We start from the raw sequence: 15,531 nt of genomic DNA on the forward strand, positions 1-15,531 counted from the left end.
TAGTTATTATAAGGTTACCTGAATACCGAATGAGAAGGTACGGGTGATAGGAGTTGTACGTCCCCAGCCTCCATAAGTAAGGCCATCACCTGTACTGATTTCCGGATCAACGGGAAGGTCACTACCCTTGTAGAGCAAGAAGAGGTTGCTACCGCTAAAGTAGATACGTGCCTTTTCGATGAAAGCTTTGCGGGTCCACTCCTTCGGTAAAGTATAACCAACAGTTACGTTCTTTAAACGAAGATAAGACATATCAGTCAAGTAACGAGATTGCGGATAATAGTTATTGGAACCGTTTGCAATACCTGATACAGTACCTTTAGCTTCATTTCCCGGGTATAAACGAGGATAAGTGTTACCCTGGTTGATATCATAACCGGTAATCGTTTTCCAATCATCACTATAAAATACTCTGTTGAAACTTTTTTGATTATCGTAAATAGCCAAATCGGCCGCACGCATCATCGGAAAGTTCAGAGAAGAAATAGTCCAATCAGAACGTTTTCCTACGCCTTGGAAAAATAAATCCAAGTCGATGCCTTTCCAACTGCCACCCAGATGGAATCCATATTCATAACGAGGGAGTGAATTACCGATAACCTTCAAGTCACCATGATCATCAGCCGTTCCTTTTCCACCGTCAATCTCGCCACTTCCATCCAAATCTTTGAACTTAATATCACCAGGACCATAGTGGAACGGAGCGCGTTCAAGTGCAGACTGACTGGCAATACCTGGCTTGTAGTTCCATGAACCGTCTGCATTCTGACCGGTAAAGTCAGATTCTTCAAAATAACGATCTGTATCAAAGCCCCATATATCACCATAATTCTTGCCCGAATAGTAAGAACTGAGCAACTTAGTATCATTATTCCACTTCGTTACCTTGGTTTTTGAATCACTAAGATTGAAGTTAGCATACACATTAAATTCACCGAATTTATGATGCCAATCGAGGTTTAATTCCCATCCGCGAGTACGTAGTGTACCGGCATTATCATAAGGAGCAGTAGCACCTACACTGTTCGGTAAAACCTGGGCAGGAGCAAGCATATCACGGTTCTCACGTTGATACCAGTCAAATCCTACAGTTAGTTCGTTATTCAGGAAACCTAAGTCCAGACCAATGTCAGTGGTACGGATACGTTCCCAGGTAAGAGACTTCGACACCAGCTTAGGCATATTGTACTGAGTTAATCTATTAGCATTAGCACCATTACCATCTACCCAATAAATATATCCTGTAGACGATGTATTTTCGCGTTGACTGATCAATGCTTCAAACATATAATCTCCGATGGCTTCATTTCCAATTTCACCATAAGATGCACGAAACTTAGCGTTACTGACTATTTTCTTCAACGGTGCAAAATAAGCCTCTTCTGAGAATCGGTATCCGATAGAAGCAGAAGGAAAGAATGCCCATTTATCATTATGTGGGAATCTGGAAGAGCCATCGTAACGTCCGTTCAATTCCAACAGGTAAATACCTTTGTAATCGTAATTAATACGTCCGAAATAGCCGGCTGATGCACGGGAAGTATGTGACCAATTTATTTGTTGCCCATCTTGGCTTGCTAAATTCAATTCGGGATATGCTTCATCATACAATCCTTTGCGGTATCCATACAAATAAGTATAATCCACTTCTTCGGCATTGGCTCCAACCATCACATTCAAATTATGGCTCTTTGCAAAAGTCTTAGCATAGTTGGCATATGCATTCAGAGTCCAAGTATTCTGTTTGGAATTATCCCGCCAAATTGCCGAGTTACTTTTTGTTACAATATATTTAGGGGTAGGCATTCCCGACCAGTCAATACCATAGACTGAGAAATCTTCAGAACCACTGTTCAAGTTCTGGATTGCATAAGTGAAATCGGCATTCAAAGTAAGCCCTTTAATAATTTCAGCTTTCAAGAATGCATTCATACGTGTAAGGTCTGTTATTTCCTTGCGGTCTGATGCTTGCTTACGCATAGCCATAAGACGGGTATCATAACCATCAATGGTACCTGAAGGAATGAAGAAAGAGCCCCAACGCCATAAAGTCTGATACGTACTACTGTAAACATCAGGACGCTGATAAGCTTTACGGGAATAATTGACACGTGCGCCTACTTGTAACCAATCATATAAATTGGTCGTAACATTAACTGAAACATTGTACTTCTTCAACTCATCAGGACGCACTTTCATAATACCTTCTTTCTCATCATAACCAAAAGAAAGATAGTAGTTCGTTTTACCAGAACTTCCCTGAACTGATAAATTATGGCTCTGTGAAGGAGCTGCTTTGCTATAATAAATATCCTGAACATCCCAATCGGCGTAATAATAGGGAGTTCCGTCCACAATACAATAATCCCCCACATTGCTGTCACTCTGATACGGTCTCATTTCACCATACTTCAGTTTTCTTCCTCCATTCTGCTGCGCCCACTTCTCGGCATAAGGTAACAGTTTATCAAAATACATACCGAAGAGTTCCACTTCATATTGGTTAGCATTAGCCTTGGCTTCCAATGCTGCTCGAAGCTGTGTAGGAACATCCGGGAAATTAGGTAAATAAGTCGCCTGATCCCAAGCAAAGTTATTGCTATAATTTATAGTAACCTTTTCCGTCGGTTTAGCACTCTTTGTATTGATCAAAATAACACCAAAGGCAGCACGTGTACCATAAATAGAGGTAGAAGCGGCGTCTTTCAGTACAGAGATACTTTCAATATCCTGCGTATTCAAGAAAGAGATATCATCCATCGGAACTCCATCCACCACAATCAATGGATTACTCTTTTCAGAATTACTTAAGGTACCAACACCACGAATACGCATCGAAGCACTTCCGTTTATATCACCATTTTCGGTTGTGATACTCAAACCAGGAACCGCACCCTGTAATGCCTTGGTTACATCTTGCTGAGGGCGTCCTGCCATAGTCTTATTCAAGTCAACAGTAGTTACTGCACCTGTTAGATTAGCTTTCTTCTGTACACCATAACCTACAACTACAACTTCATCCAGTAATTCCGTATCTTCCTTCAACACGATTTTCATAGTAGGTGTAGCCTTTACTTCCTGAGGCTGATAACCTACGAATGATATTTTTAATATAGCTCCAGTCTTTACACTCAAAGTAAACTTACCATCGATATCAGTTACAATACCATTCGTTGTTCCCTTTTCTACCACACTGGCACCTATAATCGGCTCGCCCGTCGCATCTACGACCAAACCTGTAACATTAATAGATTGTAACTGCTCAGTTACTTCCAAGACATTATCCGAAGCAACCTGAGTAGCCATCACATTACCGCTACTCAAAAACAGTGCGCTCATTGCTACTACTGTGAGGAATTTGCTATGTGCCAATCCTCGTTTTTTGCGATCTTCATTCATAAAAAGATTGATGATTTTGTTATTAATTAAATAGTTCTCTCTAAAAAGTTGGGGTAAGGATAGTCAGTTAGAAATAGCTAAGGCTATTTCTCCTGTCAGATAAGTTTCTGTTTCATAGGCTCTTTCTCCATTTATAGGTTTAACTTATATTGTATCTCTATTACCATAATTATATATCGGCTAAGTTCCAAGAGAACATTGCTGAGTTTTTTATGGTAAAAAGAATATAATAACACCTGTTGGCAGAATTGTTTTTTTTCTTTCGGGTTATGAATTAAATGAAGTATCATCCTATACCCACTATTTAATCTGAAAATACTCTTTCAGTTCTTTCAGGTCTCAGCAAACGCTCTGTTCATCGGCGTTACGGCTGAAATTTCCAGCCTTATGACTGTTTCAGGCATCTTTCAGCCGGAATGCCGATGAACAGAGCGTTTGAAGAGAACTGAAAGCCTGCAAGAAGAAATAGTTCACTGCTTTCTGCTGAAAACAAGTAATGTTGCGGTCTGGAACAAGTAATGTTGTGGATGATTACATTACTTGTTCTCATTCACAACAAGCAATGTAATTTCAGGCAAGTCCGATTTGACCTCTTTCATCCTGTTCTTTTAGCATCTATATATCGGTGACGTTGGATATATAGATACTGCGCATCCGATATATAGATGCGACACGTCCGATATATAGATGCCGCATGTCCGATATACTTATCTTTTATGCCTTGTTTTTGTATTAAATAGGGGATCATTTAATTAAAGCCCATTTAATTAGCTAATGCCAAATTATTCTTTGTGTTTTTCTTATTAGAAATGTTATTTAGCTCTTTATTATTTGTCCATATTCCGATTTGTGGTATATTTGCCAATAAACGGAACCTGTTTTGTGGTATTTTGCCAATAATCAGAACATAAAAGTAGTTATTATGGAATTATATCGTAATATAATCGAAGAATTGAAAACGTGGAAACGCAATCCAGGGAGAAAACCTCTTATTTTAAAAGGGGCTCGTCAAACTGGCAAGACATGGATTCTTGAATATTTTGGACGAACAGAATTCAAATACACCGTCAAATTCAATTTTGATAAGGATCATTCTATCCATGAAATCTTTGAAATGACCAAAGAGCCTTCGCGGATTATCTCGCAATTGTCCTTACTGACCGATTACCCTATCTTACCCAATGAGACATTGCTCATTTTCGATGAAATTCAAGAATGTAATTCTGCCTTAAACTCATTAAAGTACTTTTATGAAGATTCACCCGAATATGTTGTAGTAGCTGCCGGTTCATTATTAGGCGTAGCTTTGACTAAAGGGGAATCATTTCCGGTAGGCAAAGTTGATTTTCTCGATCTATATCCCCTCACATTCAAAGAGTTTCTGAAAACAGCCAATGAGAAACTATATAATTACGTGGAAGAATTGTCCGAGATATCAGCTTTACCTCAATTTATTACAGACCGCCTTAGTGAGTTGTACCAGCAATATTTGGTAATAGGTGGCATGCCTGCCGTCATCAACAGTTTCCTTGAAAACAAAGGCATGGAAAAAGTCAAAAAGGAGCAACAGGCAATACTTAACGCCTATATTTTAGATTTTTCAAAGCATGCTGAAAACAAGGATATTCCCCGTATTATCCATATATGGAATTCTATCCCAAGCCAGTTAGCCAAAGAGAACCGGAAGTTTGTTTATAAAATGGTCAAACCCGGCGCTCGTGCCCGTGATTATGAAGACGCCCTGCTTTGGTTGGAAAGCGCAGGTTTGATTTATCGGGTGTTTTGTACCACCAAGCCCTTTCTTCCTTTAAAAGCTTACGATGATTTGTCGGCATTTAAAGTTTATTTATCTGATATCGGATTATTACGCGAATTGTCCGGTCTTCCGCCGGAGGCTATCTTTTTAGGAAATGAGACTTATACGGAATTTAAAGGTGCTGTTGCCGAAAACTACGTTTTGCAAAGTTTAGCGCCTCAATATGACATCCTTCCACGCTATTGGACTTCTTTAGGAAAAGCGGAAGTCGATTTTATCATTCAATCCGATAGTGACATTATCCCTGTTGAAGTAAAAGCTCAAACCCGTTTGGGAGGTAAAAGCTTATCTGTTTATGATGCAACCTATCATCCGGTATGCAAGTTGCGTTATTCATTAAACAATCTGAAGCAAGACGGGACACTGATTAATATCCCTTTATATTTAGCAGATTGGACAAGAAAGATTATATCTTTCATCTCATAATCATTTGCTCATTATCCCTTAATCCTTATCTTTGCATAATTAAATAGCCATTAAATTAATAGCCATTTAATTAGGTAATATTTAATCGGCAATGTTATAATATAGATTATGAGATTCTACAATCGAGAAGAAGAGATAAGATTAATCCGGCGGACAGAAGAAAAGTCGCTTTCATCTGCCTGCTTTACAGTCATTATGGGCCGTCGACGTGTAGGAAAGACCACCTTGTTGCGTAAAGCTCTTGAAGGGAAACGGTACATTTATTTGTTTGTCTCGCGCACCAATGAAGCTTTGCTATGTGATACCTTTAAAAAAGAAATAACGAATAAATTGTCAGTTCCTATTTATGGCACTCCAACCCGTTTTATTGAACTGTTCGAATTGCTGATGCAACATGCTGCCAGAGAACACTTCACTCTTGTCATTGATGAGTTTCAAGATTTCGAGCGTGTCAATCCATCCATTTTCAGCGATATACAAAACCTTTGGGACAAATATTCCCCTCAGGCTAAAATTAACTTTATAGTCTGTGGCTCTATTTATTCTTTAATGAAGCACATCTTTGAAGACCGTAAAGAGCCATTGTTCGGGCGTTTAACTTCTAAGTTTATATTGAAGCCATTTAAAACTTCCGTGCTTATTGAAATTATGCAGGAGTACAACCCCGCATTTACGCCGGAAGACTTGTTATGCCTATACACATTGACCGGTGGAGTGGCTAAATACGTAAGCTTGCTAATAGATGCCGGTGCTTTCACCAAGGATTCAATGATAGATTTTGTGACGCAATCGGATTCTCCGCTTCTGACAGAAGGTAAGGATATGCTGATTCAAGAATTTGGACGCGACTACAGTACTTATTTTTCTATTTTACAACTGGTTGCCTCTGGGTGTACACGCCAAAGTGAAATAGACAGTATCATTGGAAAGAATAGCGGTCCTTATTTGAAAAACCTCAGCGAAGATTATTCACTCATTCAGAGGCAGCTTCCTCTTTTAGCTAAACCGGGAACCAGAAATCTTCGCTGGTTTATGTCCGATAACTTTCTTAATTTCTGGTTCCGCTTTATTTACCCTCATCAGTCCGCCATCGAACTGGAAAAGTACGGCCAGCTAAACGAATATATCAAAAGCCATTACGTACAATATAGTGGATGGATGTTGGAAAAGTATTTCCGGGAAAGAGTTGCAGAAACTATGAATGTCACTCAAGTGGGTAATTATTGGGATACTAAAGGAGAAAATGAGATTGACCTGATTGCACTGAATGATTTCGAGAAGAGGGGTGTTGTTGCTGAGGTAAAGCGTAATCCGAATAAAATAAGTTATACACTCTTAGCTGAAAAAGTGGCTCGTCTGCCTAAAGAATTTACAAAATACAATTTGAGTCAAAAAGGATTCTCATTGGAAGATATGACGAAGTAATATTATTGAAATTAATAATCGAGTAGGAGAAAACTACTTTTGTTTCTCCTACTCTTTCTCCTATATATTTTTTTACTCAACATTTTGTGGATGAGCATATTTTAATAAGTCACTGATTCCGATAAATCACTTTCTGCATTTTTCTTATTAAGTGCTGTAACAAAATAAGTTCCTCTTTCATTCAACTTAAATGTAGTTTCTTTAGTGATTCCCACTAAACTGGCAATTTGGTTGATTCCATTGTCTTTATATATTGCGTAATAAGCATCCTGCACTCCATTCCATGATATATTACTCCCATTTATTTGGATATTGGTAGGAGTATTGGGCTTTTCTGTCACAGATCTACCTAAATAGGGAAGTAAAACAGGAGTTTTATATACATTCCTGATTACGTTCATAATCCCGACTTTGTTCTCTACCATATATTTAGCGCTGTACAATACACTTCCTTTAACTTTAGATTTTGTATTTGCAAAATCGAATTGTTTTTTCAGATCATCAGATGACTGGAATATACTGCCGTATGCTGGATCTCCGAATTTATAAATGCCATAGCCTACTAAAAAATGATTCTCGTAAATATATTGCGACCACAAATCTAATCTTTGATTAAAACTATTCACATCTGTACCCGTAGCAAAATATAGTTGCGGAATAATGACATCTATCCAACCTTCTTTTGACCACTTTTTTACATCTGCAAATAGAGTATTATAATTACTATCCATATTGGCAGCAGGACTGATTGAAAAGATAACGTCAGGGCGAGTCTCAATAATAGTCTTTTGAATATTCTGTATCACTACATTCACATTGTTTCGTCTGAAATCATCAATGTTATTAAATTGGCTCTTTCCATATTGGTCGTATTCTGCATCATCATTCATCTTTTCTGATGTTTCTAGCGATGGATAAAAATAATCATCCATATGGATACCATCGACATCATACTTAGTAATGATCTCCTTAACGATCTGTGTGATACGAGTCTGCACTTCGGGTAAAGCCGGATTGTAAATCCGAATTTTCTCATAATCCTTAGTCAGCTTTGCCGGTATTTTAGGATCCAACTGAGGGAATGAGGAATTTTTATTTGCTCGGGTAGAAATACGATAAGGATTTAGCCAAGCATGGAATTGGATATTTCGTTTATGGGCTTCTTCAACCAGAAATCCCAAGACATCATAAGATGGTTTTGTCCCGGCAGTTCCTGTAATATACTTACTCCAAGACTCGTATTGCGAATCATAAAATGCATCTGCCATTCCCCGAATCTGGAAGAATATCGCATTCATTTTATTCTCAACCAATAAATCCAGATAATTGATATACTTCTGCTTTTGAGCACCAGCATTGTACTCTTCCATCGGCCAGTCGATACCCCAGGCAGTAGTTACCCACACTCCCCGCAACTCCTTCTTAGGTAAGATTGAAGGCGTATTTTCTTCTGGTGGTGGTATAATATCATCGTCATTCTCTTTACTACAAGATGCGACAAATACGATGAAAATAATCAAGGTTAGATATTTCAAATATTTCATTCTTAAATTCAGAATAATGAAGCCGTCTAATTTTCACTCATTAGACGGCTCCTATGTTAATACTATAATTTATTTGATTAAAAAACGAAGACAATCATTAATCTTCTTCCTCCTGTTTGATAGGGAATTCACAGATTACAAATCCTGAATCTGTACGCGAGCCGAAAATGCAGAGCTTAGCATCTTTTCCATTTTCATCTTTCTCTATACGATAATCAGTTTGTGCAAGAGCAGCTCCGTTGCCGCTTCCACCCAAGATGAATTTATAATCAGGATTATGATTATCTCCTTCATCAAACTTCTGCATTGCTTCAGCTACTGTACTTCCCTTAGTCAGATTGTAAACAACTAAAGAAGGAGTTGCTTTGGATGCACTTCCTTGTCCGGCGCTGCAAACTATCAGGTAACGTTCCTCATTAAAAGTAAATATTCTGGGAGCAACCGCTTCTGTTTCTAAGTTCGATTTGTTCATTGCATATTTGCTTCCAAGAGATTCATCAACCAATGTAACAGGTAATCTTACACCTGCCCATACATACTGGTCTGTATCTTCTATCCTATATACATTGGTAACCATAGTAGCATCGGCACTTGAAGTCAGAACTTTCGGTTCGCTTATTGACTTATGATTGCTTACGGTTAGTCTCAAAAATTTAGTAGACGCATTATCTCCAAAGAAGATAAATCCATTACCATTTTTATCAATGTTGACTGATATATTATCTCCATGTCTGTTACCAGCTCCAGGAATATCCGACACTTTGATATCGGCAATAACTTCTGGTTTAGAAGTTGGTGTATCCCAATAATAAATCTTCAATGGTGATGCTTGAGAACCTGATAGAGATGCAATATATACATGTCCATTTGCCAATGCTCCCATATTATAAGAGAAAGTACCACCTGTTACACCTGTCAGGTCCAACATCATCGGTTTAGTTTCCCCTTTCTTCAGGTCAGACACTTTAAGAAGATGAGGAGCAGTTTTTCTACTGACAATCAATACGTGTTCACCATCATAAGAAGCGCATCTTGTTAACTGGCTTCCATAATCAGGATAAATATTATCTCCGGAGAAGTCATATACAGTAGGTTTTTCAAAATCAGCTCCGAATACTGGAATTCTTTTCCTTACCCTTATAAAATATTCTTTATACCTCTTTTGATTTACTATCCGAAGAACCAAAGTCTTAGAAGCTGTTTCTTCATCCATAGAGAAATCTAATACAGAGTTTTGAAGAGTTGCCCCTTCAGAAAGTTTTGCATCTAAATTCAGAGCAGAGAAATTTGTTGTCATATCCAAACGAGGAAAATTGATAATCTTGTTGTCTTCATCAATGGTCCCTTCTACAACCGTATTGCCATCTGCACCTGCATTGGTTATTTTAATGGAAAGAAGTTCGGTATCATAAGGCGCTATATGGCTTTTCGGATAATCCTCATCACAGGATACCAGACCAAGCCCCAGCAATACAGCAAAAAATCCTATATTTCTTATTAATTTATGCATAATCTCATGTTTTAGTTTAAAATAATTTCCATGATTTCATTGACCCATGTTGTCAATTGATGCCGGTTGGCCAACCTTCAGTTTGAGTCAAAGTATATCCCTTATTCTTATAGTCCGAAATTTGATTCGTACCAATAGGAGAAAGATACGGATTAACATTAGGAACATTCAGGAACGGCAGTCTACCCTGATTCTGTGTAGGATAGAAGAAACCATTCATCTTGGCGGCATTAGTTCCATCGTATGTCGTAAAGCTTCCGTCTTTGGCCATTACTCTGAGTTTTCCTTTATTCTCATCCTTCAACTCGCTTTTTACCTCATCGTTGAAATTAACCCAAGTACCAATCAGTAAATCTTCATTCTTATCGGTATCCATATATTCCAATTTCTTCCAACGTCTCAGGTCAATGATACGTGAGAACTCAAAAGCAAATTCCATTCTTCTTTCCCGTCTGATTTCCCAAAGTAGTGCCGGTACGGTAGGATCTCTATGAGGATCTTGGGGGAGCGCATCCAGCTTCATTTCAGCTGTCATAGTTACTCCTAAAGCTTTGGCTTCTTCTGCCACTGGTCTTTTGCGAATCTGATTGATAGATATATCTATATCAGATTGAGAAACCTCTGTACCCCCCAATGTTGCAAGTTCAGCTTTTGCTTCAATCCAGTTTAACAGGACTTCGGCATAGCGTAGCACCGGATAACCGGTCACGTTTTTCTCACTTTGGAATTCTGCAGCCGGAGAACCCCCGCTTTCAATATAGCTCAGTCCACTCCGTGGAATAAATTTCGTTACATATAAATAGCTACTCTTGGCTCTTGGAGTGGGTTTGGTATAGAAGCTGGCTTCAAAACGAGAATCTCTTGTTTTAATCAGATTGCTGAGAGTGAAATCATCTACATTTTCCAAAGAGGAAGTCTGCCAATCTTTACCATCTGTGCAGATGAATGCCTTAATCAAATCCAGGTTCGGACCAACATCAGTAGGGTCATTCATATTACAAGTCGATGCGATGGAATGCGTAACGTTTTGACCTGCATCATATTTTCGATATAAGATACAATCCTTACTGTTAGTTAAGTCTGTGGAACCGAATAATTTGCGGAAATCTTCAACAATACCATATTTACCACTATTCATAACCATTTCTGCAGCAGCAACAGCTTGGTCGAAGAACTTTTTAGCCCGTTCATTATTCTTGTAATAATATTTCTGCCAGCTTGCCTCAAATAAAGCCCATCTTGAAACCATGGCAGCTACAACATAACGATTAACATACTGACCTCCATCATTTAAACGAACATTCTGTAATGCATACTCAAAATCATTATAAACTGCATCCATAACTTCGTTTCTCGGAGTACGATCTTTGTATAAACCATCCTTATCCGTGTTCTGCACTTCTGTGTCGTAATAAGGAACATCGCCGAAAACATTTGCCAGACGAGCATATTCCAATGCTCTGAAGAAACGTCCGACGCCCGTCCAATGGTTGTATTGTTCGTTTGTCAGTATTTCCGGCATTAGATTAGTGATGCGGTCAATCATTACATTTGCTTTTCTAACCCAAGCAAAGTTCCATGTAGGACCTGTAAATTCACTTTGCCACATCATGTCCAGACTTGTACTTCCTTTAGATGTAGGAACCGTACGACCGAATTGTGTTTGAGTGGACATCCTTACTGCATCGTCATTAAACGTATAATTGGCGTTAGGAGCATAAGTCGTTGTATACTTTAAGCCATACCCCACAAAGAAGTTTGTATAAAAAGCATTAGCATACAGACGTACTCTATCTTCGTTGGTCCAATATGCATCATCCTCAGCCGTTGTCAATGACGGGCGGTCGAGCACATCATTACAGTTCGTAAACAATAAAACGAAACCGGCCAAAATTATAAATATTTTTAATTTCATAATAGTTCTATTTTAGAAGGTTAATTGAACACCACATGACATGCTTTTGAATACCGGTGTACCGGTACCTGTACGCCCTAGGTTATAGTTCGTGGAGAACATAGAATATCCTGATATGGCTTCCGGATCAATAGGTAATCCTCTCAGGTTGTCAAATGTAAAAAAGTTCTCCAATGACATATAGACTCTTGCTTTGCTGATGTATATCTTTGATAAGATATTTGTCGGGACGGTGTATCCCAATGTAATATTCTTGATTCTTAAATAAGACATATCCAGTAAATAACGGGATTGTTTCTGCATGGCAAATCCGGTGTCGCTGCCACCTAAGTCCCATGCTCGGGGATAGAATGCGTTGGTGCGTTCTTCTGTCCAATAATCTGTTGTAAAAGTTTTAGGCAGTGCACCTTCTTTAGCATTATACCCTGGAATTGCTAACTGACCGCTACCCCAGATCTTGCGTTTTCCAATACCCTGAAAGTAGATAGAAAAGTCAAATCCTTTATAATCAGCACCCAATCTGAAACTGTATTCATAACGAGGAGTAGTATTGCCAATAACAGTTTGGTCACCCGGATTGCCATTTGTACTGGTTCCCGGAGTGATGTAACCATCACCGTCAAGATCTACAAATTTGGTATCACCAGGAGAGAATATTAGCTTATTTCCATCTTCATAATGCACCTGATAAACCGGATACTCTGAAGACTGCTTATAGGTGGTACGAGCTGTTCCGTTATAAATGACGATAATCTTTTCAATCTGGCCGTCTGCTCCATATACAAAGTCTTCTTTTTGGAATAACCTGTCGGTTACAAAACCATAAATATCACCATAACGTCTTCCGGTTGAGTAGGTAGTTCCCAAACTACGATCTTCCCACGGAGTTAGATAGTCCGCGCCTTTTGTAATGAAAGTAGAAGCGTCTGATATAGATGCCGTTATATTAATACCCAATCCGTTGGCAAAACGATGGTTGAAGTCAGCTGACAATTCCCAACCTTTAGTTCTCAGGCTACCATAATTGCCACTGGGAGCAGCCGCACCAAGAGTTACCGGTAGACTTTCACCAGGAATAATCATGTTCTTCGTATCACGTTGGAACCAGTCGAAAGTCACTCCGAACTTGTTATTAAAGAATCTGAGATCAATACCAAAGTCCAGTGTCTCGATTTGCTGCCAGCTGATATCGCTGTCGACCAATGAGGGAGTACCGAACATAGGTATTTTATTTCCACTTCCATCCAACCATGATGATTGACCATCTGACAATATGGACTTATACAGAGTGTTTGAAACGGATTGGTCACCAATACTACCCCACGAAGCTCTGAATTTACCGAAACTTAAGATATTATTAATAGGTGCCATAAATTTCTCATTGGTAAATACCCAACCGGCAGAGAAAGAGGGGAACCACTTCCAACGCAGATGCTCGGGGAACTTAGATGAACCATCCCGGCGTATATTAGCTTCAATGAAATATCTGTCTTCAAAAGAATAATTGAGACGACCGAAAAAGCCTAACTGTGCTTCCCAGTTGCGGTTTCCTTCAATAAACTGATCTCCGGATGCCAATGGAAATTGTGGATTTGTCAAGTCAATTAGATTTGTTTTCCACCCTTTATATGAACTCCATTTATTAGTAACCCTGTTCATACCTGCCATAACCTTGAAAGCATGTTGCTTTTCCGGACCCAGCAACAAGTTGTAAGTAGTATAAATATTAAAAGTATTGTTGTCAATAGATTTGCTGTTATTGCCTACCTGGCTGGCACTTGGGCCGGAGCTGTTATAATATTTGTTCACAGGAAAACGATATGCCGGCATGCCGTCGGAATCTACTCTTTCTCCTTGTTCGTTAACATACACCTGACTGCCATTCTCTATCCAAGCAGTGGGAGCATACCACATTTCTCCTGCTTCATATTGCATGACGGATGAATTAGTTTCAGTAGTTTGCCTGTCATACGTATAGTCAAACTTAACATCCCAATTCTTGGTTAAATTCAATGTAAAACCTAAATTAATATTGTAGTATTTATTTTGTAGGTTATCTGTATTTGCAGCTGCCATTTCATACGTGGGTTCCTTCAAAGGATTACCATTTTCAGTCACTCCCATAGGCATTAGCGGACTCCAACGATAAAGATATAACCATGGGTCGGCAGTTGTATTTCCAATTCCCGGATAGCGTTTGTTACGATCTGAATAGATTGAGCTTGCTCTTACAGTAATATACTTATTGATTTCTGAAGTAACACTAACTGAGGCATTGTATCGTTTAAAGTCATCTTTCTTAGCCGTTTTCGACATACCGCTCTGATCCAGATAGCCTAATCCGATATTGTAGCTGGTCTTACCACTCTTGCCATTAACAGACAGGTTATGGGTCATTGTCGGTGTCCAATTTTTAATCATGGCCTTAGCACCGTCATAAAGTCTGTATCCGTATTTATCTTTTCCGTCATAGAACCAGTCGCGGCCATATACTACCGGATCATTCCATTTTACTTTTCCACCGTATAGGTTTTGCCATTCAATAGCCTTTTCTAAACTTTCAGGACTAATACGCCAGAAACCACCGGCCGGCATTGGTTCTCTTCTGTTTGTTTGCGCATCCAGTGTATATTGTAAGGCTTCTATACCGCCAATCTCGATTTTCTTAGCAGGGTCTTGCCAAGAGAAGTTGTTCGAGTAGCTTACTTCAAATTTATCGCTTTGTGCTCCTGATTTTGTGGTTATTAGGATTACGCCAAATGCAGCTTTTGAACCGTAAATAGAAGATGAAGCAGCATCTTTCAAAACAGAAATGGATTGAACATCATTAGGATTCACCATCTGAATACTTGGAATCTCCACATTGTCCAATAAGATGAGTGGGGTATTGTTTCCTGAAATAGAACCAACTTGGCCACGAATTTTAATCAAAGGGTCTGATCCTACTTCACCAGTTGGAATTGTGATATTAACTCCCGCTACCGCACCCTGTAATCCACGACCAATATCGGCGATAGGACGACTGTCTAATGTCTTATTTACATCAACTGTTGCTACCGCTCCTGTCAAGTTAGCTTTCTTTTGCGTACCGTAACCTACCACTACTACTTCTTGCAGTAATTCACTATCCTCTTTCAGAATAATTTTCATAGTCCGGGCAGCTTTCACTTCCTGAGTCTGGTAGCCTATGTACGAAATCTTTAAAATAGCTCCCGGTTTTACAGTCAGCGTAAATTTACCATTAATATCCGTAATACCGCCATTTGTAGTTCCTTTCTCTATAATACTGGCTCCAATAACCGGTTCACCGTTGGCATCTACAACCAAGCCGTTAATCGTTTGAGTTTGTAGTTGCTCTGTCACTTCCAAAGGGCTGTCGGAGGTAACTTGAGTAGCTAATACATTTCCACTGTTTAAAAACAGCGTACTAATAGCTACTGCCATGAGGAGTTTACTATGCGTTAATCCTCGTTTTTTGCGATCTTCATTCATAAAA

At 39.0% G+C, this 15,531-nt stretch carries 7 protein-coding genes; 2 read left to right on the forward strand and 5 right to left on the reverse strand.

What is annotated here, in order from left to right; translation table 11 throughout:
• Nucleotides 1-6: 6 nt before the first annotated feature.
• A complete protein-coding gene (locus K6V21_RS03035; protein WP_224320815.1) occupies nucleotides 7-3,399 on the reverse strand; it encodes a SusC/RagA family TonB-linked outer membrane protein in 3,393 nt (1,130 codons plus the stop codon).
• Nucleotides 3,400-4,321: 922 nt separating this feature from the next.
• Here K6V21_RS03035 and K6V21_RS03040 point away from each other — a divergent pair.
• Together K6V21_RS03040 and K6V21_RS03045 are read left to right on the forward strand one after the other, a co-directional pair.
• On the forward strand, nucleotides 4,322-5,641 hold the full coding sequence (locus K6V21_RS03040) for an ATP-binding protein (protein ID WP_044269321.1): 1,320 nt from the start codon (nucleotides 4,322-4,324) through the stop codon (nucleotides 5,639-5,641).
• Nucleotides 5,642-5,749: 108 nt separating this feature from the next.
• A complete protein-coding gene (locus K6V21_RS03045) occupies nucleotides 5,750-7,066 on the forward strand; it encodes an ATP-binding protein (RefSeq protein ID WP_007217007.1) in 1,317 nt (438 codons plus the stop codon).
• Between the two features lie 101 nt (nucleotides 7,067-7,167).
• On the opposite strand, the gene K6V21_RS03050 is transcribed toward K6V21_RS03045, so the two are convergent.
• The 4 genes from K6V21_RS03050 to K6V21_RS03065 form a co-directional block, all read right to left on the reverse strand.
• Nucleotides 7,168-8,610: a glycoside hydrolase family 10 protein gene (locus tag K6V21_RS03050; RefSeq protein WP_224320816.1), complete on the reverse strand. Its 1,443-nt coding sequence runs from the start codon at nucleotides 8,608-8,610 to the stop codon at nucleotides 7,168-7,170.
• 97 nt (nucleotides 8,611-8,707) lie between these two features.
• Nucleotides 8,708-10,120, reverse strand: coding sequence for a DUF4623 domain-containing protein (locus tag K6V21_RS03055; protein WP_224320817.1), 1,413 nt, complete (start codon nucleotides 10,118-10,120; stop codon nucleotides 8,708-8,710).
• Between the two features lie 52 nt (nucleotides 10,121-10,172).
• Nucleotides 10,173-12,035, reverse strand: coding sequence for a RagB/SusD family nutrient uptake outer membrane protein (locus K6V21_RS03060; protein ID WP_217712497.1), 1,863 nt, complete (start codon nucleotides 12,033-12,035; stop codon nucleotides 10,173-10,175).
• Nucleotides 12,036-12,047: 12 nt separating this feature from the next.
• Nucleotides 12,048-15,527, reverse strand: a complete 3,480-nt coding sequence (locus K6V21_RS03065; protein WP_007217011.1) for a SusC/RagA family TonB-linked outer membrane protein — start codon at nucleotides 15,525-15,527, stop codon at nucleotides 12,048-12,050.
• Between the last annotated feature and the right edge of the window lie 4 nt (nucleotides 15,528-15,531).

The sequence above is a fragment of the Bacteroides cellulosilyticus genome (genome assembly GCF_020091405.1).
GTDB lineage: Bacteria > Bacteroidota > Bacteroidia > Bacteroidales > Bacteroidaceae > Bacteroides.

What these genes read in the sequence shown, in the direction of transcription:
- K6V21_RS03035 (WP_224320815.1), bottom strand. Translation starts at nt 3,399, where the DNA reads ATGAATGAAGATCGCAAAAAACGAGGATTGGCACATAGCAAATTCCTC.
- K6V21_RS03040 (WP_044269321.1), top strand. Translation starts at nt 4,322, where the DNA reads ATGGAATTATATCGTAATATAATCGAAGAATTGAAAACGTGGAAACGC.
- K6V21_RS03045 (WP_007217007.1), top strand. Translation starts at nt 5,750, where the DNA reads ATGAGATTCTACAATCGAGAAGAAGAGATAAGATTAATCCGGCGGACA.
- K6V21_RS03050 (WP_224320816.1), bottom strand. Translation starts at nt 8,610, where the DNA reads ATGAAATATTTGAAATATCTAACCTTGATTATTTTCATCGTATTTGTC.
- K6V21_RS03055 (WP_224320817.1), bottom strand. Translation starts at nt 10,120, where the DNA reads ATGCATAAATTAATAAGAAATATAGGATTTTTTGCTGTATTGCTGGGG.
- K6V21_RS03060 (WP_217712497.1), bottom strand. Translation starts at nt 12,035, where the DNA reads ATGAAATTAAAAATATTTATAATTTTGGCCGGTTTCGTTTTATTGTTT.
- K6V21_RS03065 (WP_007217011.1), bottom strand. Translation starts at nt 15,527, where the DNA reads ATGAATGAAGATCGCAAAAAACGAGGATTAACGCATAGTAAACTCCTC.